The sequence below is a fragment of the Lipingzhangella halophila genome, from assembly GCF_014203805.1.
Classification (GTDB): domain Bacteria; phylum Actinomycetota; class Actinomycetes; order Streptosporangiales; family Streptosporangiaceae; genus Lipingzhangella; species Lipingzhangella halophila.
Genome location: NZ_JACHJT010000001.1, coordinates 2,105,746 through 2,128,606, shown reverse-complemented (window position 1 = coordinate 2,128,606; position 22,861 = coordinate 2,105,746). Strand labels below are relative to the sequence as shown.

17 protein-coding genes are annotated in these 22,861 nt (G+C 69.8%); 10 read left to right on the top strand and 7 right to left on the bottom strand.

Going from position 1 to position 22,861, the window contains the following annotated elements:
- The first annotated feature begins 101 nt into the window (after positions 1-101).
- From F4561_RS09545 to F4561_RS09515, 7 genes are all read left to right on the top strand, one after another.
- Positions 102-815 (top strand): TetR/AcrR family transcriptional regulator, encoded by a 714-nt coding sequence (locus F4561_RS09545; RefSeq protein ID WP_312885200.1) that lies wholly within the window; start codon positions 102-104, stop codon positions 813-815.
- Positions 816-833: 18 nt separating this feature from the next.
- A complete protein-coding gene (locus tag F4561_RS09540) occupies positions 834-2,087 on the top strand; it encodes a cytochrome P450 family protein (protein ID WP_246437175.1) in 1,254 nt (417 codons plus the stop codon).
- A 771-nt stretch (positions 2,088-2,858) separates the two neighbouring features.
- Positions 2,859-4,031: a sialidase family protein gene (locus F4561_RS09535; RefSeq protein ID WP_184576848.1), complete on the top strand. Its 1,173-nt coding sequence runs from the start codon at positions 2,859-2,861 to the stop codon at positions 4,029-4,031.
- Positions 4,032-4,048: 17 nt separating this feature from the next.
- The gene (locus F4561_RS09530; RefSeq protein ID WP_184576845.1) at positions 4,049-5,443 is read left to right on the top strand and encodes an Nramp family divalent metal transporter; all 1,395 of its coding nucleotides are present in this window, start codon (positions 4,049-4,051) and stop codon (positions 5,441-5,443) included.
- A 406-nt stretch (positions 5,444-5,849) separates the two neighbouring features.
- Positions 5,850-6,914, top strand: coding sequence for a TRAP transporter substrate-binding protein DctP (gene dctP / locus F4561_RS09525; RefSeq protein ID WP_184576842.1), 1,065 nt, complete (start codon positions 5,850-5,852; stop codon positions 6,912-6,914).
- Between the two features lie 65 nt (positions 6,915-6,979).
- Positions 6,980-7,537: a TRAP transporter small permease subunit gene (locus F4561_RS09520; RefSeq protein WP_184576839.1), complete on the top strand. Its 558-nt coding sequence runs from the start codon at positions 6,980-6,982 to the stop codon at positions 7,535-7,537.
- Positions 7,534-8,928 carry a TRAP transporter large permease gene (locus tag F4561_RS09515; protein ID WP_184576836.1) on the top strand — a complete coding sequence of 465 codons (1,395 nt, stop codon included), beginning with the start codon at positions 7,534-7,536 and terminating at the stop codon, positions 8,926-8,928. Before F4561_RS09520 ends, F4561_RS09515 begins: the two co-directional genes overlap by 4 nt.
- Before the next feature lie 201 nt (positions 8,929-9,129).
- On the opposite strand, the gene F4561_RS09510 is transcribed toward F4561_RS09515, so the two are convergent.
- Positions 9,130-9,564 (bottom strand): MarR family winged helix-turn-helix transcriptional regulator, encoded by a 435-nt coding sequence (locus F4561_RS09510; protein ID WP_221445425.1) that lies wholly within the window; start codon positions 9,562-9,564, stop codon positions 9,130-9,132.
- 185 nt (positions 9,565-9,749) lie between these two features.
- On the opposite strand from F4561_RS09510, the gene F4561_RS09505 reads away from it, so the two are divergent.
- Together F4561_RS09505 and F4561_RS09500 are read left to right on the top strand one after the other, a co-directional pair.
- The gene (locus F4561_RS09505) at positions 9,750-10,346 is read left to right on the top strand and encodes a class I SAM-dependent methyltransferase (protein ID WP_221445424.1); all 597 of its coding nucleotides are present in this window, start codon (positions 9,750-9,752) and stop codon (positions 10,344-10,346) included.
- Positions 10,343-10,696, top strand: a complete 354-nt coding sequence (locus F4561_RS09500) for a thioredoxin family protein (RefSeq protein ID WP_184576830.1) — start codon at positions 10,343-10,345, stop codon at positions 10,694-10,696. The genes F4561_RS09505 and F4561_RS09500 overlap by 4 nt, the downstream gene beginning before the upstream one ends.
- 144 nt (positions 10,697-10,840) lie before the next feature.
- Here the strand turns inward: F4561_RS09500 and F4561_RS09495 are convergent, their stop codons facing one another.
- Entirely contained in the window at positions 10,841-11,422 is a 582-nt protein-coding gene (locus F4561_RS09495) for a TetR/AcrR family transcriptional regulator (RefSeq protein WP_184576827.1), read from the bottom strand.
- A 111-nt stretch (positions 11,423-11,533) separates the two neighbouring features.
- Here F4561_RS09495 and F4561_RS09490 point away from each other — a divergent pair, with 111 nt between their 5' ends.
- Positions 11,534-12,799, top strand: coding sequence for an MFS transporter (locus F4561_RS09490; protein ID WP_184576825.1), 1,266 nt, complete (start codon positions 11,534-11,536; stop codon positions 12,797-12,799).
- Positions 12,800-13,152: 353 nt separating this feature from the next.
- Here F4561_RS09490 and F4561_RS09485 read toward each other — a convergent pair whose 3' ends face one another.
- The 5 genes from F4561_RS09485 to F4561_RS09465 all read right to left on the bottom strand — a co-directional run bounded on the left by F4561_RS09485 (position 13,153) and on the right by F4561_RS09465 (position 22,209).
- Positions 13,153-14,166, bottom strand: a complete 1,014-nt coding sequence (locus F4561_RS09485) for a sulfotransferase family protein (protein ID WP_184576822.1) — start codon at positions 14,164-14,166, stop codon at positions 13,153-13,155.
- A 316-nt stretch (positions 14,167-14,482) separates the two neighbouring features.
- Complete coding sequence (locus F4561_RS09480) at positions 14,483-15,853, bottom strand: amidase family protein (RefSeq protein ID WP_184576819.1); 1,371 nt, start codon at positions 15,851-15,853, stop codon at positions 14,483-14,485.
- A gap of 167 nt (positions 15,854-16,020) precedes the next feature.
- Positions 16,021-18,327 carry a GmrSD restriction endonuclease domain-containing protein gene (locus F4561_RS09475; protein WP_184576816.1) on the bottom strand — a complete coding sequence of 769 codons (2,307 nt, stop codon included), beginning with the start codon at positions 18,325-18,327 and terminating at the stop codon, positions 16,021-16,023.
- Positions 18,328-18,383: 56 nt separating this feature from the next.
- Complete coding sequence (locus tag F4561_RS09470) at positions 18,384-20,486, bottom strand: UvrD-helicase domain-containing protein (RefSeq protein WP_184576811.1); 2,103 nt, start codon at positions 20,484-20,486, stop codon at positions 18,384-18,386.
- A gap of 55 nt (positions 20,487-20,541) precedes the next feature.
- On the bottom strand, positions 20,542-22,209 hold the full coding sequence (locus tag F4561_RS09465; protein ID WP_246437174.1) for a serine/threonine-protein kinase: 1,668 nt from the start codon (positions 22,207-22,209) through the stop codon (positions 20,542-20,544).
- Positions 22,210-22,861 lie beyond the last annotated feature (652 nt).

The window sequence follows — 22,861 nt, the reverse complement described above, 5'->3', positions numbered from 1 at the left end:
CTCTGTCCCCCTTGCTCGGCGGCGGCCTGCGGCCTAGTCTTGACTTCGTGACCGAATTTGAAAATGAGTCACATCGTCACGAGAGTCGAAAGGGGCCACGGGTGCAGCAACCCGATACCGCCGCCGGGGAGCGCGAGCAGCGGGCGGAGCGGATCCTGGACGCCGCGGCCGAGCTGCTGATCGCCTGGGGCTACCGCCGGGTGGCAATCGACGAGGTGGCACGGCGCGCGGGCGTGGGCAAGGGCACGGTCTACCTGCACTTCTCCACCAAAGAGGCGCTGTTCCTCACGGTGCTCCTGCGCTCCCACGCCGCCATGGGTGAGCAGATCCTGGCCGGGATGCGGGCCGATCCCGCCGGCATTCTGCCCAGCGCCGCGGTCCGCACCGCCTACCTGGCGCTGCAGGAGGATCCCGTAATGCGCGCCGTGCTCACTCGGGACGTCGAGGTCCTGGGCACGCTCGGGCACCGGGGCTATGCGGAGCTCGGCGAGTTCACCCGGCTGCGGTTCGCCACCGTGGAAAGCTGGCTGGCCCTCCTGCGCGAGCACGGCCTGCTGCGCACCGACACCCCCGCCGACGACCAGCTCCATGCGCTGTTCGCGGTCACCCTCGGCTACCTCGTCGTCGACCCGCTGCTCCCCCGCGAGCCCGAGACCGCGGCCAGGGCCGACATGCTCGCCCACACGCTGCGCTCGACCCTGGAGGCCTCCGCGGATCCCGAGGCGCTCGGTCGAGCGGCGCCCCGTTCCATCGAGCTCTTCCGGCACCTGCTGGATCGGGCGCACGAGGAGATCGGTCGGCAGAAACGCATCTGACGCCCAATGGAGGGCAACATGGACACACCCGCGAACGACACCGTGATCGACCTGGCCGACCCCGCGTTCCTCGCCGCCCCGGACGCCGGCTATGACCGCGCCCGCGAGCTCGGCTCCGTGGTGCGCGCCCGGTTCGTCGACGGCACACCCGTCTGGCTGGTCACCCAGCACGAGGCCGTGCGCACCGTGCTCGGGGACCGGCGCTTCGCCAACGCCTCCACGTCCGTCCCCGGAATCGACCGCAACTTCCGCGCCGACCTCATGGCCAAGCTCGGGGTGCCGGAGGAGTACGTCGTTTACCTGACCGAGACCCTCCTGGACCTCGACCCGCCCGACCACACACGTCTGCGCAAGCTGGTTACCCGCGCCTTCACGGCGCGGCGCATCGCCGAGCTGCGCCCCCGCGTGGCGGAGATCTCGGCCGGGCTGCTGGCCGCGCTGCCCGACCGCGCCGAGGACGGCGCGGTGGATCTCGTCGAGCACTACGCCTACCCGTTGCCGATCACCGTCATCAGTGAACTGGTGGGGGTCCCGGACGAGGACCGCCCGTTGTGGAAGGGCTGGAGCGACCGCCTGGTGCAGGTCGAGGACCCCGGGGCCATGGCCGGGGCGGCGCGCGAGATGGTCGAGCACATCAAGGCGATGATCGCCGAGCGCCGGTCCCGCCCTTCCGATGACCTGCTCGACGCGCTGGTCCGGGTGCGCGACGAGGACGATGACCGGCTCACCGAGACCGAGCTGATCACGATGGTGCTCATCCTGGTCATCGCCGGATACATCACCACCGCGCACCTGATCGGCAACGGGGCCCTGGCGCTGCTGACCCACCCCGACCAGCTCGCCGTGCTGCGCGACGACCCCGCCCAGGTGCCCGCGGCGGTGCACGAGTTGATGCGCTGGTGCGGCCCGGTGATGGCGGCCCGCCCCCGCTTCGCCACCGAGGACGTCGAACTCGACGGCGTGCGGATCGCCACCGGCGACATGGTGATGCCCGCGCTGACCTCGGCCAACCACGACCCCCACCACTTCGCCGCTCCGGAGCGCCTCGACATCACCCGGCGGCCGCCCAAACCCGGCGAGGAGCACGTGGGTTTCGGGCAGGGCGCCCACTACTGCCTCGGCGCGGCCCTGGCCCGCCAGGAGGGCGAGGTCGCCTTCGGCCAGCTCTTCGACCGCTATCCGCACGCGGCGCTGGCCGTACCGGCCGACGAGCTGGAATGGAAGCCGCTGCCGAACATACGCCACCTGCTGCGGCTGCCACTGCGGCTCTGACCCGGCCCGCCGCCCGGGGGTACCCCCTGGTGGGACCCTCGGGTGGGACCTCGAATCCGGGCCTGCGGCGCACAGCGCCGCAGGCCCGGATCTTTGCCTGGAGCGCGTCCCGCGCGAATCCGGCCGGCGGAGCTCTGGACACGACCCCGCCCTACCGCCGAACAGTCGTTGGCTCGCGGCGCCCGCGGACGACCGGTGCGCGAGGCCAGGCGGGGCGAGCTGCCACCGCTGAGGCATGAGGGCATCTCCCTCGCCCGGCGGTCTCTGGCGCGCTCGTGGCGGCGCGGAGCACGGCCCGGCGGCGTCCGCCCACGTGGACGCACACTCCTTATCTGCGCGTTCTGCGCACAATCAAAAGCGTGGTGCTGCGCACCGGGTAGCAGGAGAGGGCGTATTGGAACTCCTATCAAGTCTGTACGCCCGGACTTCCTTCCGTTGGGTAACCAAGGAAGCACCACTCCCCACGAATTCCTGCGTAGACAGCGCTACAGATATTGCGTATAACGCGCATTAGTGTCAGGGTGACCGAGGTAACAGTCTCTGGCGCCCCACCTCCCTTCGCGGGAAACGGGAGCCACCCGATGTGGATGCGCCCACGCCGCTCCCGGCCCCGATCACGCCGAGTTCGCCCCAACGAGGCACAGCAGAGGAGAACCGCAGCACAACGTCCCGAGGAAACCGCCCCCGCTCCGCCCGTGAGCCACCGCCCGCGGTACTCCAGCAAGGGGCACGCCACTCCCCACGACGACGCCATCCAAGGAAAGCGACACCATGTCCACACTCCCGACCGACGGGACTGTCCGAGCCTCCGCGGAGGACACCCACCGTCATGAGGCCTTCCTGCCAGCCCCCACCCCGCAGGCGCACGCGGCCAACCTGATGCCGCTGCCCAACGGGGGACTCGGCTGCGTGTGGTTCGGCGGAACCCAGGAAGGGCTCCCCGACATCAACATCTGGTTCTCCCGGCTCGACACGGACGCCACGTGGACCACCCCGACGCAGGTGTCCTCAGACCCGCACTGCTCCGAGCAGAACCCGGTGCTGTTCCTGTCTCCCGCCGGGGAACTCTGGCTGCTCTACACCGCCCAGCACGCCGGGAACCAGGACACCGCCGAAGTGCGGGGGCGCGTGTCCAGGGACAACGGGCGAAACTGGGAGCCGGCGCGCACCCTCGTCCCCGCCTCGTCCACAGGCGGGGTCTTCATCCGCCAGCCCATCGCCGTCCTGCCGTCCGGGCGTTGGCTGCTTCCCGTGTTCCACTGCGTACGCCCCGACGAGGGGGACTGGCGCGGGGACCTCGACACCAGCGCGGTCCTCGTCTCCGACGACCAGGGGGCCACGTGGAACCACCACGCCGTCCCGGACAGCGAGGGCTGCGTGCACATGAACATCGTCCCGTTGCAGGACGGCACCCTGCTCGCTCTCTTCCGCCGCCGCCAGGCCGACACCATTCACCAGAGCCGCTCCACCGACGGAAAGCACTGGAGCGCGCCGGTGCCCACCGAACTGCCGAACAACAACTCCTCGATCCAGGCCCAAGCGCTCCACGACGGCCGGATCGCCCTGGTGTTCAACGCCAGCAGCGCCGCGGACGCCACCGCCCGTCGCGTCTCCCTCTACGACGAGATCACCAGCGACGGCCGCACTGCCGCCCCCGCACCCACCACAGAGGCTCCCCCGCCGGGCACCGCGTTCTGGGGCGCCCCCCGCGCACCGCTGACGCTCGCGCTGTCCCCGGACAACGGGCGAACCTGGCCGATCCGCCGCGACCTGGAAGTGGGCGACGGCTACTGCCTGACCAACAACTCACAGGACGGTAGGAACCGCGAACTCTCCTACCCCTCCATCACCCAAACGGCGGACGGCGGACTCCATATCGCCTTCACCTACTTCCGCCAGGCCATCAAGTACATCCACGTCACCCCCGACTGGGCCCACGCCTAATCCCCATCGGAGCCACCATGCAACGTCATTCCGGTGCGAAGACACCCTCCACCGCGCCCGGAGCCAGGACAGCCGTCCCGGCCAGCTTCCTCGACTACATGAAGAGCATGGGTCCGGGGATCGTCGTGGTCATGTCCTGGCTGGGCACCGGCGACTTCATCAGCGCCTCGGTCTCGGGAGCGAACTACGGCTACGCGCTGCTGTGGACGCTCCTGGTCGCCGTGATCTCCCGCTACTTCATCGTCTCCGCGATCTCGAAGTACCAGCTGTGCAACGCGGTCGGAGACGAGACGATCCTGGACGGCTACAGAAGGGTGTGGAAGGGGTTCCCGATCTACCTCGGGATCACCACCTGCATCCTCGGGTTCGTCTACTGCTCCTTCCTCCTTCTCGCCGCCGGAACCGCCCTCGACCGGCTGCTGTTCAGCGCGCTCCTCCCCCTCGGTGCGTGGGGGACTCCCGCAGGGGCGGTTGTCACATTCCTCCTGGCCGTCTTTCTGGTCACCCGCCGGAAGCAACACTTCCGCTGGCTGGAGGTCGTCGCCCAGATCACCATGGCCGTGCTGGTCCTCAGCTTCCTCATCGCGCTCGTCGGCACCGGCGTGGACGTCGGGGGCTTCTTCAGCGGTCTGACGTTCAAACTTCCCCCCGGGGAAGCCGGCTACATCACCGCCGTCAGCACCGCTGTTGGCCTGATCGGCGCCGTCGGCGGGTCGGCCGCCAATCTGCTCTACCCCTATCTCATCCATGAGAAGGGGTGGCGCGGACCGGAACACCGCAAGCTGCAGCGCATCGACCTGCTTTTCGGTACCTCGGTGATGTTCGGCCTCGTGCTCGCCGTATGGGTGGTCGCCGCGGAGACACTGCACGGAACCGACGCGGAGATCACGTCGGAGTCGGGGCTCGCCTTCATGATGGAGCAGGCCATCGGGCCGGCGGGCCCGCCCATCATGTGGTGCGCGATCTTCTTCACGGTGTTCAACAACATCGTGACCCAGCCCCGCGTCTTCGTGCGGATGCTCATTGAGGCCGTCTACATGTCGCGCCCCGAACGGGAGGAGCGGATCAGGCTCCGCCACCAGGACACCGTCACCTCGCCGAAGGAGACCTTCACCCGCGACCCGCTGTTCTGGGGGATCCTCATCCCCGCCATGGCGCTCCCGCTGGTGTTCTCGCTTCCCGGAATGCCGGGGATGGTGGTGATCACCCTGCTGGGGAACTCGTTCAACGTCCTGACGGTGCCCGCCATCATCGTCGGTCTGATCATCATGACCACCCGGCGCGACCTGATGCTGCGGCCTTATATCAACCGGTGGTGGGAAACCGCGATCCTCGTCGCGATCGGCGCTGTCGGACTGTGGGCGACCTACGAGCTCATCCTCAGCATCGCCTCCACCGTCACCGGCGGGTAGCGACCCGCTCCTACCGGACGATCCGCGTAGACCGAGCAGACCCGGCCTCCGCGGAGTGGGCTGTCCACGTGACGTGGGCAGCCCACACCTGTGCGCCGCCTCCGTTCGCCAGCGATGGCAGACGCGTGTACCAACCGTCGGCGCGGGGCACGGTAACCCCGCCACAAGCTGGCGCACAGCACCCCTGAGCGCGAATGATCAGCACGCCGTACCCGACCCCTGACTTCCTGTTACGTTTGCTTACCCTCGTAACGCAATGTCCTAGTCCGTCCCAGATTGGATCTTGACCCGGCGCGCCTGAACATGCTCTGATCAGCGCTCGAATGGACTCCAGTGACCCGGATCACGGACAGTCCAACGACCCCGGCACAGCCACCGAAGAATCCCCCGGGAGAGGAGTCGCGGTATGACGCGGCATCAACGCTTTTCGAGGTACCTGATGGGCACGGGCGCGCTGGTTGCGAGCGGCGCGTTGCTCACCGGGTGCGGGCTCGCATCCGGCCCCACGGAAGACGGTGAGGTGACGTTGCGGCTCTCCCACCAGTGGCCCGCTCCGGAGGACGGCGAGGGCGACTTCCGCGCCGTGCTCGCCCAGCGCTTCGCCGACCAGGTCGAGGAACGCACCGACGGAGACGTCACGGTCGAGATCAGCCCGAACAACTCGCTGATCGAGGACCCGACCGAGCAGTACAGCGCCATCCGGGACGACACGCTCGACATGTCGGTGTTCCCCCTGGACTACGCCGCCGGTGACGTTCCCGAGTTCAGCATGACCCTGATGCCGTCGATGGTGCGCAACCACGCCCAGGCCCAGAACTGGCAGGACAGCGAGATCGGTGACCGCATCTCGCAGACCGCCGAGGACAACGGTGTGCGCATCCTGACCTGGGTGTGGAACGCGGGCGCCATCGGGACCGCCGGCGACGAGCCGATCCGCACCCCCGACGACGTACCCTCCGGAAGCGTGACCCGCGCCGCCGGGCCCAAGGTCGAGGAGATGCTGGAGGGTGCCGGCTTCGGCCTGTCCAGCATGCCGTCCTCGGACATCTACAACGCGTTGCAGACCGGGACGCTCGACAGCGCCATCACCTCCACCACGTCGTTCAGCTCCTACCGGCTCTACGAGCAGGTCAACACCTTCACCTCGCCAGCGGCCGGCAACACCTTCTGGTTCATGTTCGAGCCGCTCATCATCGGCACCGACGCCTACGACCAGCTCACCGAAGAGCAGCAGACGATCGTCGACGAGGTCGGGGCCGACATCCAGGAGTTCGCCTACACCGCCTCGGAGGAGGACGACCAGCGGGTGCATGAGGAGTTCGAGGAGAACGGCGTCGAGGTCGTCGAGATGTCGGACTCGGACTTCGAGGAGTGGCGCGAGATTTCCGAGCCGGCGTGGGAGAGCTTCGGTGAGGAAGTCGAAGGCGGCGAGGAGCTCATCGAGCTGGGTCAGGAAGTCCCAGCGGAGTAGCACCTCTCCGTTCACAGAGCCATTGCGCCGGGGCCTGCTGGCCCCGGCGCGTCCAAAGGAGATTCGTGCCTAGATCCCGCTTCCTACGTGGTATCGACTGGCTGTCCGGCACCGCCGGGTATACCAGCGGCATTTTGATCATCGTGGCGATGCTGGTGATCTGCTACGGCGTCGCACTGCGCTACCTGTTCGGCATGTCGACGATCTGGCAGACCGAGCTGGCGGTCTATCTGCTGATGTTCGCCACCTTCGTCGGTGGGGCTTACGGCCTGCGGCACGGCGACCACGTCCGGATCAACCTCGTCGTGCAGGTGCTGCCGGGACGGGTGCAGATCGGTGTGCGCCTCCTCGCCGCTGTGCTGGGGCTCGCCCTGGTCCTCACGATCGCCGTAGTGAGCGGCTTCATGTGGTGGGAGGCCGTAGAGAGGGGTGCGCGGTCCGGCACGGCGTGGAACCCGCCGTTGAGTTACCCGTACTTCATCCTCCCGTTGGGCATGGGGCTGATCGCATTGCAGTACCTGAGCGTCGTCGCCGGACTGTTCCGAGCGCTGCTCGCCGGCGAGCTGGGAGACGACGCCCCGGACCAGCCCGCGGAATCAGCGGAGGGAGGGCCCGGGCTTTGAGCGGCCTGACCATTGGGGCCATCGTCGGCCTCATCCTGCTGATCCTGCTGGCCGTGGGTGTTCCGGTGGCCTTCGCACTCGGGCTCACCGCCCTGTTCGCGATCGTCCTGTTCCTCACACCGGCGCAGTTCGGCTTCTTCGGCAACTTCGTCTTCGACTCGCTCGACAGCTTCGCACTGCTGGCCATCCCACTGTTCATCCTGATGGGAACGGTGTTCGGCCGTTCGAAAGCCAGCGAGGACCTGCTGGAGGCCGCGCACATGTGGCTCGGCCGGATCCGCGGCGGGTTGGCGATGAGCTCCGTTGTGGCGTGCGCGATGTTCGCCGCGCTGACCGGGTCGAGCCCGGCCACGTCCGCGGCGATCGGCAAGATCGCGATCCCGGAGATGGTGCGCCGCGGCTACCCGAAGGACGTCGCCACGGGCGCGATCGTGGCGGGCGGCACTCTCGGGATCCTCATCCCGCCCAGCGTGACCCTGATCCTGTACGGCATCTCCACCGAGCAGTCGATCGGGCAGTTGTTCCTCGGTGGTGTCGCTCCCGGCATCCTGATCACCCTGCTGTTCTGTGTGTGGATCTTCGTCGCGCTGACCCTGAAGCGCGCACGCACCGGTGCTCCGGTGGTTCCGGCCGCTGTCGGGGCTGGGAACGGTGGCGGCGACCAGTCGGCGAGTACCGACGAGACCCCCCGGCCGATCGCCGAGGCCGAGCAGTACTCGTTGGGAGAACGGCTGCGCAAGCTCGTCAAGGTGCTGCCGTTCCTGGCGCTCATCGCGTGCGTGCTCGCCGCGATGTACCTGGGAATCGCCACCCCGAGCGAGGCGGCCGCGGTGGGCGCGCTGGCGGCGTTCGTCCTCGTCGCCGTGGTCTACCGGTCGCTGGGCTGGAAGAAGATCCGCGACATCGGGTTGGAGACGACCCGCACCGGCACCATGGTCCTGATGATCGTGGTGTTCTCCTCGGTACTCGGCCAGGTGCTCAGCTTCCTGGGCGTGCCCCAGGAACTCGCCGAGGTCGTCGCCGGGCTCGACGTCAACCGTTGGGTCGTCTTCCTGGCGATGAACGCGATCTTCCTGGTCCTCGGGTTCTTCATCCCTCCCGTGGCGATCATCCTGATCACCATGCCGGTGCTGTTCCCCATCATCACCGAGCTCGGTTTCGACCCGATCTGGTTCGGCGTGGTGATGACGCTCAACATGGAGATGGGGCTGATCACGCCACCGGTCGGGCTGAACCTGTACGTGGTGCAGGGGATCGCGCCGCGGATCCCCCTGCGCGACATCCTCTTCGGGGCGCTGCCCTACGTCGGGGTACTCGCGCTGGCCATCGTGATCCTGTGCTTCTTCCCTGATCTCGTGACCTGGCTGCCGAACCAGATGTTAGGCACCTAGGGACTGGTCCCCAGCGCGGCCGGAGCCGGGTGCGGACGCTGTCGCACAGTGCCGCCAGCCACCACCCGGACCCGGCCGCGCTTTGCTGTTCCCGGCCTCCAGGCGCCGCCAGGGTTCTGCGGGTCCGCAGGGGTGGGAGCGAGGAACGAGCGACCACACCGCAGGGCCCGAAGGTTCCCGGCTATCAGGCGCCCGCGAGCCTCAGCAGTTCTCTTGAGCCAGCCGCTCTATCAGGTGGTCGGCGGTGGTGACGAACCCGGCCAGTTCGGAGGCCGTCAGCCCGTCGAACAGGCGGACCGCGCCCTGGTCGTACTCTCCGCGCAGTCCGCCCATGGTCTCGGCGCCGCTGTCGGTGAGCGCCACCAGGGTGGCGCGCCGGTCGCCCGGATGCGGGCCGCGCGCCACGAAACCGTCAGCCTCCAGCGCGTCCACCAGGCCGGTCACGTTCCGCGGGGTGACCTCGATCGCCTCGGCCAGCGCCCGCTGGGTCATCGGCCCCCGCAGGTGCAGGTTCCACAGCACCGAGGCCCGCGCCCGCGTCAGCCCGCGCGCCGCCATGCCCTGTTCCATGTACTGATGCGTCACCGCCGCCAGCGCGAACAGCTTCTCCAGAGCCTGCTCCGGGCCACTCCCCACTATCTTCCCTTCTTTCATTGTGAAGTAGGTTCACTATGTTATACATTCTCTATGTAGCGAGTAGAGCCTATCCGAAAGCCGAGGGAGAAACCACGTTGACGCACTCACCGACACACACAGACAGACCTTCGCGCACACCCCGGCACCGGCTCTTCGCGCGCTTCTACGCCCGCACCGCCCCACTGATGGACCGGGGGATCCTCGACCACCGCGCCCGGCTCCTGGACGGTGCCGCCGGGCGGCTGATCGAGGTCGGCGCGGGCACCGGCTCCAACTTCAGCCACTACCCCGAACAGGTCACCGCCGCGCTGGCCGTCGAGCCCGAACCCCACCTGCGCACTCTCGCCGCCGCGGCCGCCGGCAAGACCACCGTGCCCGTCGAGGTCGTCGACGGAGTCGCCGACCGGCTCCCCGCAGCCGACCGGTCGATCGACGTGGCGGTGGCCTGCCTGGTGCTGTGCACCGTGCCCGACCCCCAGGCCGCGCTCGCGGAACTGTTCCGGGTACTGCGGCCCGGCGGGCAACTGCGGTTCTTCGAACACGTCCAACATCCCTCGCCAAGTCGGCGGCGCGTGCAGCGCCTGGCCGACGCCACGATCTGGCCGCTGCTGAACGGCGGCTGCCACACCGCCCGCGACACCCTCACGGCGATCCAACGCGCAGGATTCGCCATCGACGATCACGACCGGTACAGCTCCGCAGACACCAGGATGCCGTTCCCCTCCGCCCCGCAGATCCTCGGCACCGCCACCCGCCCCACCAATCCGGAAGGACGACCGTGATCACTGGCGGCATCACCACGCTCACCGAAACCACCTTCGACCACGCCCTGACGCGGGCACCCACGCCACTGCTGGTCGAGTTCTGGGCCGAAGGCTGCGGCCCATGCCAAGCCCTGATCCCGATCCTGGAACAGATCGCCACCGACCACTCCAACCAGCTGCGCGTTGCCACCGTCCGGCTCGACGACAACCCCGTTCTGGCCCAACGCCACCAGATCATGGCGCTGCCCACCCTTGTCCTGTTCACCAACGGCCACGAGACAACGCGCATCACTACCGCGCCCACCAAGGCCCAACTCCTCGACGAGCTCGCCTCCGCTCTGCCTCTCGTACCTGATCACCATGAGTGATCTTTCGAGGAGCCATTGCTCATAGAGCCACTCTGACAACCGCCTGACGACACCGAGCGCCGGAAAACCGGCGGACCGAGCCACCGGTCAGCGAACACGGGTTCGGCGGTGCCAGGCGGGCGCGCCGCGGCGGAACGCGTCGGTTCAGACGTCTTTTCCGGCCAGCATCGCGACCGCGGAGGCCCGCAGCGAACGGCGCAGCTCGTCCTCGGCCATACCGCCGGTGATGACCCGGCGGAGCTGCTCGGCCCCGGTCGCCCAGTTGACCAGGGAAAGCAGCATGAACAGCAACGCGTCGGGGCGCACGTCGCAACGTACACGGCCTTCCCGCTGGGCCGCCGCCACGATCCCGGTCTTGCGGCGGTACCGCTCGGTCCGCCACTCCTCGGCGGGAATCGGCCCCTCGCGGTAGTACAGCTCCTCCCACATCAGAAGCCGCAGGAACTCGGGGTGCTCGCGGTGGTAGTCGTGGACGCGCACCGCGTACTCGGCGAGGTCGTCGCCCTCCTCCAGCGGGACCTCGGACGAAAGCCGCGAGCAGGCGTCCGAGAGCACCTTGGTGAACAGCTGCTCCTTGTCGCCGAAATAGTCGTAGATCGCACGCTTATTGGCCGAGGCCGACACCGCGATCCGGTCGACCCTGGCGCCGGCGATGCCGTACTCGGCGAACTCGCGGGTAGCCGCCTCAAGGATGCGGGCTTTGGTGGCGGCGGCGTCGTATCCCATGAGACGAAGCATACATTTGTGAACCATATGGTTCGTTCGCTCGGCCGGAAGTGTAGAGTCGACGCCGATCGAACCATCTGGTTCGTTTGTTCCCCTGCCCGGAGGTGCGACATGGCCCGGCAACGGCTGGCGCGAACGAGAACGGCCGCGTCCACCGACACCCCGGCGGCCGAACGCCCGCCGGAGGTCACCCGGACGCTCGTCGCCGTCCTCGCCCTGGCCTGCGCCGTCACCGTCGCCAACGTGTACCTGAGCGCCCCGCTGCTCGGACTCGTATCCCGCGACCTGGGCATCTCGGCCGACCGCGCCGGCCTGGTGACCACGGCGGGCCAACTCGGCTACTCGTTGGGGCTGTTGTTCCTGCTCCCACTGAGCGACACGGTCCGCCGGCGGCCGCTGCTGATCGTGCTCGTCCTCGGCACCGTCAGTGGGCTGGCGGCCGCCGCGGCCGCGCCCGGGTTGCCCGCGCTGGCGGCCGCCGTGCTGGCGGCCGGCACGTTCACGGTCATCCCCCAGCTTCTGGTCCCGGTCGCCTCGGGCCTGGCCGGGCCCGAGCGGCGCGGGCGGGTGGTGTCGATCCTGCAGGCGGGCGTGTTCACCGGAGCGATCGCGGCTCGTGTCGTCGGCGGGGCCTTCGGCGAGTTCGCCGGCTGGCGCCCGGTTCTCGCCGCGGCCGCGGTGTGTACCGCGGCGGTCGGCGCGCTGACGGTGGCGATGCTCCCCCGCTCGGCGGACATCCCGGCAACCACGCCGGGGGTGCCGCGCCCGTCCTACCCGGCTCTGCTGGCATCACTCCCCGGGCTGCTGCGCGAGTCGACGCTGCGGCGGTCACTGCTGTTCCAGGGGGCCGCGTTCGGGGCGTTCAACATGGTCTGGACCGCGCTGGTGTTCCTGCTCACCGGGTCAGGCTACGGATACACGACGCTCGGCGCGTCGCTGTTCGGGGCCTTTGGGGCCCTCGGGATCGCGGTGGCCCCCCTGGCCGGCCGGGCCATCGACCGCTACGGCCCCACTCCGGTGGTCGGCCTCGGGCTCGCGGGGATCACGATCGGGGGCGCGCTGCTGATGACCGCCCACGCAGGGTGGCCCGCCGCCGCGGCGGGGATCGCGGTCCTCTACGCGGGTTTGCAGGCGGCCCAGGTCAGCAACCAGACGGCGGTGCTGGCGGCACGACCGGAGGCGGCGGGTCGGATGAACACTGTCTACATGTTCGGCACCTTCCTGGCCGGGGCCGCCGGGTCGGGCATCGGCGCTGCACTGTACGAGGCGGGCGGCTGGATCGCCGTCAGCGGTGCGGCGACGGCAACCGGGCTGGCGGCCGGGCTGGTGTGGACATACGTGGTGCTACGGGCCCCGGCAGGGGGGCGCGGTGCTTAGCTGCATTCGGCCGCCGGGCGGTCCCGCGGCACCCCCGGCTTCGGGAAGCGCGTCCCCGGATCCCGGTCAACCTGCTCATCCGGGATCCCGGGACGCAGCGAGCGAACACCGCAGCTTCTCCGGTGCGGTGGCCATGATGAGGTCCAGGCACTCCCGGATGGCCGCCGATACCGCCTGGGGGTCTTCGAAGCGGGCCGGCCCCGCTCCGCCCGACTCACATCACACGAAGACGGCCAGCTTGACCAAGCGAGCTGATCCGGTCACACAGGCATGGCGCGCCCGGCTCGGGCTGTCCGCGACCCGCGGGCGGCCTCACCCGCCCGCGGGTGCGTACACGGAAGTGAACCGCTGTGTCAGGCTTCCTCTGACACCGCGTTGTCGGGTGGGACGGCGGCGACGCGGCCGGAAGGCTCGTTCAGCCGCCACACGCGGTCGCGCAGCTCACGCTTGCGCCAGTTGAGCCGCCGCTTCGTGCTGACCTTGGCGTAGTTGGCGAGGTGCGCGGCCGCTGGGCGCGACGCTCCGGACAGTTCGTAGCCGTTCTTGCGCAGCCGCCCGCCCAGCACGGACTCACTCAGCGAGATCTCCCACGGTTCCAGGCGCTCCCGCCACGCTCCGGAGTTGGCCTGGGTGATCTCGCGGTGGGTGTTGGCGTGGTGGGTCTTGCGCTTCGGGACGGCGATTCCGGCGACCTGGTGCGGCTCGCACATCGCCGGGTCGAACTCCTCGCCGAGGAAGTCGCACAGCGCCGACAGCTCCGCCTCCGGATCACCGATGAGCTGCTCGTAGCGCATCTCGTAGAAGGACTCCGGGCCGAGCTTGCGGGCGGCGGCCCGACCATTGTCAATGGCCTCGGCCCAGGTGGACATCGCCCCGTAGCTGTCTTGGCGGAACCACGACATGTTCTTGAGCGAGCCGACGCAGTCGCGCCCGTCCCGGACGATGTTCACGAACTGCGCGCCCGGGAACATCCGGGCCAGTTGGTCGATGCTGTGGTGGTACGCCGGCCGCTTATCGCCCCATCGAGGCTTGTCGAACCTGCGGGCGTAGCGGCGGAACACGGTGGCGAGCGCCGAGCCGAGGGTGCGCGGACCGTTGACAATCTCCGCGAGGGTCTCTTCGGGATCCAATCCCAGGTCGCCGAAGCGAGTCCCTTTCGAATAGACGATCCATTCGCCCAACGCGCGCAGGTTGTCGACGTTGCGCAGGTCGCCGTACCGCTTCCGGTGCCAATAGACGGAAGTGACGAACCGGGTCTCCGGCGGAATCGCGATGCGCGGATGGGCATGCAGCATGAGCTGCAGCAACGTGGTGCCCGACCGGGGACACCCAAGGACTATGATCGCTCGCTCCTGGGATTGTGCCATAGCGCCCAATCGTAGTTCGGGAATCCAGTGAACACGCACCCGAACAATCACTCTTCGGTCCGCCAAGCCCCGACGGATCACCACATGCCGTAATTGTCCAATCACGTACCCCATAACAGGACGCGACCACTCATCTCCTCGATCACGATCGAGTCACTTGCCGCACCCTGACCCGCGGTGCGGACGACGTCACGCTCGTCCGCGGCACCGCTCCGCTGGCCGACCCCGCGATTGCCACCGCACGCCCCCACGCCACGCCCCGAGCCAGCGCGTGTCGTGGGGGTGGCTCCGGCCGGTGGGCGGCGGACCGGACCGGTTACGACGCGAGGGCGGACTCGACGCCTGCCGCTCGGGCGAGCACCCGGTCGTCGTCACCGGTCGCTCCCGAGACCGACACCCCGACGGTGCGGCCGGGCAGGGATCCGCTGGCCGGCAGGGTGAGACTGGGAAGGTCGAGGAAACTTCCCACCATGGTGTTACGCAGGACCCGCGCGTTCTCCTGCGCATAGCTGACCGGGTCGGAGTCCACGAGCGCGCGGGCCGGAGCGGGGATCGGCACCGTCGGATACACCAGGACCGCGTTCTCCAGTAGGGCGTTGACCTCGCGGCGCAGTGCCGCGCGTCGCTCCAGCAGGTGGTCGTAGCTGTCCCGGAGTACCTCGTGCCCCCGCCGCAGCCGCTGCAGGATCCGGGGGTCGATCCGGTCGGTGTCGGGGCCGTGCACGGTCTCGGCGTGGGTGCGGTAGGCCTCGGCGGCAACGAGGGTCCCGTACTCGCGGAACAGCGGCAGGACGGCGTCGATCGCCGGCACCCGCTCGTAGCGGATACGTGCTCCGCCGCGTTCCAGGCGTTCGAGGGCCGCCTCGAACTGCCGCCGCACCTCGTCGTCCAGCTCCTCAGTGAGCAGCCCAGTGGGAACAAGCACGTCGAGCTCCGCGGGCTCCGGCGGCCGCACCGGGTCCGGGTTGCGGCCGCGCAGTACGGCGTCGAGCGCGACCGCGTCGGAGACGGTCCGGGTGAGGGGGCCGACACTGTCCAGGGTCGGCGCGAGCGGGTAGACACCGGTCTGGTCGAACCTGCTCGTGGTGGGCCGGAACCCGACAAGCCCGCAGAATGCCGCGGGTACGCGTACCGACCCCGATGTGTCGGTGCCGATGGCGCACGGCACCACCCCCGTGGCGACGGCGACGGCCGACCCGGAGGAGGACCCGCCGGGTATCGCGTCGGGTGTGTACGGGTTGGCCGGGGTACCGAACACCTCGTTCAGGCCGAGGCCGGAATAGGCGAACTCGGGCAGGTTGGTCTTGCCCACGCAGACCATCCCGGCCGCGGCCGCGTTGCGCACCACGGGGGCGTCCGCAGTAGCGGGCGTGGCGTCGCGGCGCGTTGCCGACCCCGCGGTGGTGGGGGTCCCGCGCACGTCGACGAGGTCCTTCCAGGCGATGGGGACCCCGTCGAGCGGGCCGTTGCCGGCGCCCTCGCGGTGCCGCTGCCGACTGGCGGTGGCCTCCTCGTGGGCCCGCTGCGGCGTCCGAGTGATGAAGGCGTGCCGCGCCTCGGGGGCTTCGGCCCGTTCCAGAGAGCCCGTGCAGTGCTCGACCGGGTCCACCTCTCCGGCCGCGATGTCGCGGCCCAGGCTGAGGGCGCTGCCGGCAACACCGGTCTGATCACTCGGAGACACGGACATGGGCTCCACCTTCCTTGGCACACGCCGGGTTGGCGCGACACTGCGGGAATCGTTCCCCAAACATACTGCGCGGGAACGATCCCCCAAGGACCGGCCGGCTCCCCGCGGCACACAAAACCAGGTGGTTGAACACGCCGGCGCCGCACGGGCGGCCTTCGGTCGTGCCGCTATCCGGCAGCGGCCACGCCCGGGAAGCCGAACAGCGCCAGCCGGGTGCGCGCCGTCGACAGTTCGGCCTCCGTGAACAGTGGGGCGAACTTCTCCTGCAGCACCAGCGCCTCCACGGTCAGGTCCAGCCGCCCGCGCTCCCACAGCTCGGCGAAGCCGTCCGAGACCGCCGGAGCGTTCAGCAGCTTGCGCGCCGTCTCCAGTGGGCCCAGGTCGGCCAGCATCCCCAGGAAGTACCGCCCGGGGCAGCCGGCCTCGTCGCGGGCGCGCTCATAAATGCCCCGCATGGCGGTACCGAACTCCCGCGGCAGCGGGTCCTTACCAGCGGTGGCACCCGGTTCGGAACTCTCCTCGGCGTCCTCGCCCTGCGGTTCCGCCCGGGGCTCGGCCGCCTCGCCGGCCGCTTCGGCGTTCTGCCTGTTCATGAAACCAAGCAGGGCGTCCGGCGAGGTGAACACCTCGTAGTCCAGCTCCTTGAGCCGCTGGAGGTCGGCCTGGTCGGAGTCGAGTTCGAGCACCACCGGGCGCCCCTGGCCCGGCTGCAGACCGTCGGGCCAGAACGCCTCCGCCACGGCCAGTTCCCGGCCGGTGTCGGGGTCGCTGATCCCGGTGTCGGTGAGGGGTTCCGCGCATCCGTTGCGCAGCAGTTCGTCGATCAGCTCGCGGATCTGCACCGCCCGCGGGTCGTCGTCGGAGGGCGCGGACACCAACGTCAGCGGCCGCAGCGCCGCCTCGCCGCCGGGCGCAGCGCCGTCGCGCAGCTCTCCGAGGAAGTCCCGAGCCGCCTGGGCGAGCAGCTCGCGCCGGGCCTCCAGGAATTCCGGGTAGCGGTCCACCCGCCACAGGGCGGGGTCCATGGGGATCCACTGCGAGGCCAGCACCCCGGGGTGGCGCTCCTCGACCTCGGCGAAGTAGTCCTCCGGAGCCCTCTTGCCGATCTCCAGGTTCGACTTCTGGGTGAGGAAGCAGAAGTTGGCGAGGGCGTTGACCTGTCCCGCCTTGTAACTCTTGTCGAGTAGCGCCTTCGGGAAGATGTGGTGCATTTCCAGCGACGTCAGCTTGCCCAGCGACTCCGCTTTCAGTTCCAGCCCGCTGCCGAAATCCCGCGCGCCCATCACACGCGTGAGCATGTAGAGCAAGGGGTAGAAGCGGGACCCGCGGGTGAAAGCCTCAAAGTCCTCGGCGTGGATGTCCAGCTTTCCGCCCCGCCACCGCTCCAGGGTCCTGATGAGACCTTCGACGCCGCCGCGCTGCGCGGCGTCGTAGTCGACCTGGAGGACGGACTCGGTGGAGCCGCTGAACCGGCCCCGCAACGCCGAGTGGATGTACCAGAACAGCACCCTGTCGCGCTGGGCCGAGTTCTGCAGGGCGTTCTTTTCGAGGCTGAGCAGCCGCGAAATCACCGGAACCGCGTAGCGGCCCATGACGACCCGGTCGTGGTCCAGTCCCAGGCGCCCCGAGGCGGCGTCGAGGAACGTGTCGACGTGGTCGACGGACTCCCGCAGCGCGGACTCGAACGCCTCAGCGTTCACGTTTTCGAGGGAGCTGAACAACGCGCGGCCGGTGGCCACCGCCGTCGCGTTGCGTAGCAGCCAGTCCAGCGAGAAGGAGAATCCCGCCCCCTCCCAGCGGTCGAGGAAGCCGCGCATGTCCTGCCGCGTTTCCGGCCGCTCCGCGCACAGCTTGGCCAGGGCGAGATCGCCTTTGGACAGTTTGGTGCCGCCGCGGTTGACGGTGTTGAAGATGTCGACGACCTCGTCGACGGTCTTGTCCACCCCGGTGATGTTCTCCTGGTGGAGTTCCCTCTGCGTGATCTGCGACAGCTGGTTGAGCCGTTGCAGGTAGAGCTTGGCGTCCGGCTGGTCGGCGAAGTTCGGGTAGAAGTCCACGGGGCTGGAGGCGAACAGCTCGGTGACGCTGATCCAGCGGCTGTCGCCGCTCATCTTGCTCGGCGCGTAGTACTCGAAGGCCTGGGTTTCGACGTTGAAGTACAGCCCGGTGAACACCTTCTCGTCACCGTGGAAGAACTTCGGCGGTCGACCGCGGATGACAGCGTAGAGCGTCGTCATCCGCTGCTGGCCGTCCAGCAGCAGCAGGTGCGTTCCGTTGCCGGGGATCCCGCCGGTGACCGCGATGTCGGCGGCCGAGGTCTCCCACATCAGCAGGCCGCCCACCGGGTACCCGCGGTACATCGACTTCATCAGCCCGCGCACCTGATCGCGGTTCCACACGTAACCGCGCTGGAACTCCGGCAGCAGCACCGTGCCGGTTTCGATCTGGTCGAGCAGCATCGACAGTTTGGCCATCGTCCACCTTCCTGGGGGTTTCAAAAAGCTCGGGAAACGGGTTCGGTTCCCGCCGGTCAGCCGGTGGGCGGCAGGAACGGGCTCCGCTCGCCCTGCCAGGTGACGTTCAGCAGCTCGCGCGCCCGCGTGCAGGCCACGAACAGCAGGCAGCGTTCGCGTTGCAGGTCGTGCGCATGGGTGACGGCATCCTCGGACTCCGGGGTGACCGCCTTGGCCGACGGGATCTGGTCGGCCTCCGCGCCGACCACGGCCAGACAGCGGAACTCCAGCCCCTTCATTCGGTGCATGGTCCCCACCGAGACCGCCTCCTCCTCGGCCCGGCCGCCGCTGAGCATGCGCGCGGGTACTCCCGCCGCGACCAGGGCGTCGGCGGCCTCCTCGGCCAGGCGGTTGGAGCGCGCCGCCACGCCGATCTCGCCCGGCAGCACTTCGGCCGCCAGCCACTCCCGCACGGTGTCGGCCAGCGCGCGCAGCTCGGCTCTGCGGTTGCCGAACCCGTTGAGCTGCGGCGGGAACCCGCTGACCTCGGAGCGGCAGCCGGCCAGCGTCTCCAGGCCGCCGTCCATGTCGTCGACGCTCTCGCCATGCAGCAGCTCCAGGCTCCAGCCCAGGATCTCGGCCGTGGTGCGGTAGTTGATCCGCAGCCGCCGCGAGCGCCCTCCGACGTTGACGCCGAGCTCGCGCAGGCTGACCCGGTTGGCGTAGATGCGCTGGTGGGTGTCGCCGGCGATGAAGATGTCGTCGTGGGCCTCCGGTACGGCCGCGCGCAGCAGCCGCCACTTGTCCGCGCTGAGGTCCTGGGCCTCGTCGACGACCACGTGCCGGTAGGGCTTGTCGTCTCGTTCGGCGAGAATGCGCGCGGCCTCGGCACACACCTGCTCATACGTCCACAGACCGCGTTCGCGCAGGTCGCGCTGGAACTCGCACACGGTCTGCCACACGCGCGCCTTCTGCGCGGGGCCCAGCCGCCGGCCGCGCCCGGTGCGCTTGGCGGCGAGGTAGGAGTCGGCGGAGTCGATCTGCCGGGCCAGGATCACCTGGCGCCACTCCTCGGCCAGGAACGCCGGACCGAAGTCGGCACCGGTGCGCTCGGCGGCGGTGCTCCACAGCTTCCGCTCGTCCGGGCTCTTCAGCAGCCGCGGCTGGCCGTGCACCTCGCGGAAGACGCGGTGCGCGAGCCGGTCGACGTTCTCGACCGCGACCGTCTCCAGCACCTCGGGGGTACCGGCCAGCACCTTCATCCCCGCTGCCAGCGACTCGGCCAGGGTCGAGGTGAACGTCGTGACCAGCACCGGGCCTTCCCCTCGCTCGGCCAGGGCGCGGGCGCGGTGCAGGGCGACGACGGTCTTGCCGGTGCCGGGCCCGCCCGTCACCCGCGCCGGACCGCTGTGGCGGGCCTCGACCGCTTCGCGCTGCATGGGGTGCAGGTAGACCCGCCACAGGTCGAACGGCCGGGCGAAGACCGCCAGCAGCTCGCGCGGGCCGTCCACCAGCACGACGCGGTCGGGGCTGCGCCGCACCGCCGCGTCCAGGTCCTCCGGGTCGAACTCGTCTTCGGTGATGGCCGCGCCCAGTTCCTCCCAGACCTCCTCGGGGGTCATGCCCGCGGCCAGGCCGTAGAGCACCTGCGACTGTGTCGGCGGCAGGAACGCCTTGGCGGTCTCCAGCTGCACCGGCTCGGTCAGCACCCGCGCGAAGTCCAGGGTCTGCGGGTCGATGCCGAGCCTGCGCATGTCGGCGTCGGAGACCCCGGCGAACAGTGGCGCCGATTCCGCGCGCTGCTGCGTGGCGGCCATCCGTTCCAGATGGGGGCGCACGGTGTCGATGGCCTCGCTGTCGCGGATCTCGATGCGCCCGGTGGCGGAGTTGACCGAGGCGGTGCGCCGCCGCGCCCAGGCGTAGGCGTCGTCGTGCGGCAGCACCTTCAGCAGGGTGTAGATGTCGCCGGACTCGGGCGCGAGCACCACGCCGCGGTGGGACCTGTCGATGCGGATGGTGCGGAACCGCTGGTCGCGGGCGTGGGTGATCTTTTCCAGGTGCAGGCCGGTGTGGGTGGCGTGGTCGAACTTGGCGAACACCTCCTCCACCCGCTCCTGCACGGGCTTCTCCAGGGCGGCGAACTCGCGGAGGAAGTCGCGGTCGATGGCGAGTCTGGGCAACGGGGATGCTCCTTCTGGGGGACGGATGCGGGAGGCGGGCGCGCGGCCACCGGGATCAGTCGTCGCCGGACTCGCCGAGCGGGCCGTGGAGGAGGCTGCGTACCTGCGCGAGCAGGGGGTGATCGGGGCCGTAGGTCCGCCTGACGTCCTCGGCGAGGGAACGCAGGGTGTGCTCGGCCCGCTCGTGGCGACCGGCGCCGCGTTCCAGCAGACCGATCTGGCGGCGCAGTTCCAACGGGCGCTGGTCGTCGGGGCCGTAGACACGTTCCTCGTCGGCCAGCAGCCGCCGCAGCGTCTCCAGTGCCTCGTCGGTCTCGCCCATCAGTGCCCGGCAGGTCGCGTTGTGCAGGCGGCAGCGGAAGACCAGCGGGTCGTCGGGCCCGTCGCGCCGTGCGAGATCCACGGCGAGGTCGGCGAAGACGGGCGCGGCGCCGCGGAAGTCGCCGCCCTCGAAGAGCACGTTGGCCCAGTCCATGCGCAGGTTCACCACGTCGCTGTCGGCGGCGCCGAAGTTGGCGGTGGCGGTGTGCACGGCCGCCTGCAGCACGTCGGCGGCGTGCCGGTGGCGCGAAGAAGCGGCCAGCTCAGCGGCGCGCTCGCGGGCCTCGGCGATGTCGGGGCGCGCTATAGCCTCCGCGGTGGCGGAGGGGACGCCGGTGTCCGAGGCGGAACCCGCGCCCGGCTCGTGCCCCGCGCCGTCGGGGGATGCGGAGCCGCGCCCCGATCCTGGCGCGGGGCCGCCGCCCTCCTGCCGCTCGCCGCGTGGCCCGCCGTGGTCGTCGGTGAAGACGCGGTCGAGCACCGCCGCCTGCATCCGCACCGAACTGGGCAGCGGCGGCGGGTGCAGCACACCCGGGATCGGCCCCAGGTCCACGGCGTGGTCCAGCAGCGCGCGGTAAGCGTCCTCGGCGCTGGCGGGCCGGTCCTCGGGGGCCTTCTCCAGCAGAGTCCCGACCACCCGTCGCAGGCCCGCCGGCACGTCGGGACGCAGGCGCGCCAGCGACGGCGGGGCCTCGCTGACCTGCTTGGACATCACCGCATACGGCGTGGAACCGCTGAACGCGCGCGATCCGGCCAGCATCTCGTACAGCACGCACCCCAAGGAGTAAAGATCGCTCCGCGGGGTGCTGGCCCCGGTCATGAGCTGCTCGGGTGCCATGTAGGCCGGGGTTCCGGGCGTTTCGCCGCTGCGGGTGATGCGCGAGACGTCCGAACCCTCCAGCGCTACAGCGAGCCCGAAGTCCAGCACCTTGACGGCGCCGTCGGGCTCCAGCATCAGGTTGGTGGGCTTGAGGTCGCGGTGTACCAGCGAGGCGCCGTGCGCGGCGGTGAGCACCGAGCACACCTGCGCGGCGATGGCCGCCGCCCACCCCGGTTCCAGCCGCTCCTGTTCGGCCACCAGGTCGGCGACGCTGATGCCGTGCACGCGCTGCATGACCAGGTAGGGGCGGCCGTCGTGGCTTCCGGCGTCGAAGATCGCGGGCACGCCGGGGTGGCGAAGCCGCGCCGTGATGCGCGACTCGCGCACGAACCGCCGCACCATCTCCGGGTCGTGCTCGCTGTCGGGGAAGCGGATGAACTTGACCGCGACCTCCCGGTCCAGGCGGGTGTCGTGGCCTTCCCACACCTCTCCCATGCCGCCTCGGGCAAGCGGCATCCGGCTGAGCTCGTAGCGCCCCTCCAGCATTGTTCCGTGCGGGTCGGACGCGTTCACCGGGCTCATGGGGGGCGCCTCCGTTGGTTGTCTGGCGGCCCGGCAGGGCCGGATGTGGCTGTGGCGTGCCCGTAGGTGGCCGTCCGGCTCTCCGGGGTGCCCTGGCTGCTGGTTGGTATCCGCGACCGGGTCGCTGTTACGGGGGGTCCACGGGCCCGCGTCGCACCATCGAGCGTGTGGCGGAACTGGTCACTCTGGTGGTACTTCGTTGGGTGCCCGAGGTTCGCGGGCCTGGGCGTCGATCGTGCGGGAGTGATTCCCGCACGGCGCTCTTCGGGTTTCGGGGTTCTGGAGTGTCGGGCCGGGCACCCTCGGCCGGGCCACGCTCACCCGGTCCTGGCGGCTGGTGATCACGCGTCCAACGGGGCGACGAGGACGGTGAAGGGCCGGGGGTGACACTCGTCGGCGCGGTGTGCGAGTGGTGGCGCGCCCGACGAGAGCGGCGAAGGCACCGGATCGCCAACCCCTGATGATCGCTCCTGGTGCCCGATGGTGACGCGCCCGACGAGAGCAGCGACAACAACTCCTGGCCAGGGAGCGTTCCTCGGTTTCGCCCGGCGCGGGGCCAGGGACCCCGATCCCCGCGGGCACCGGACCTGACCGTGGGGACACTCTCGGCGTCGAGAACGACGCCACGGACGCCCTCAATGCGCCTCACCGC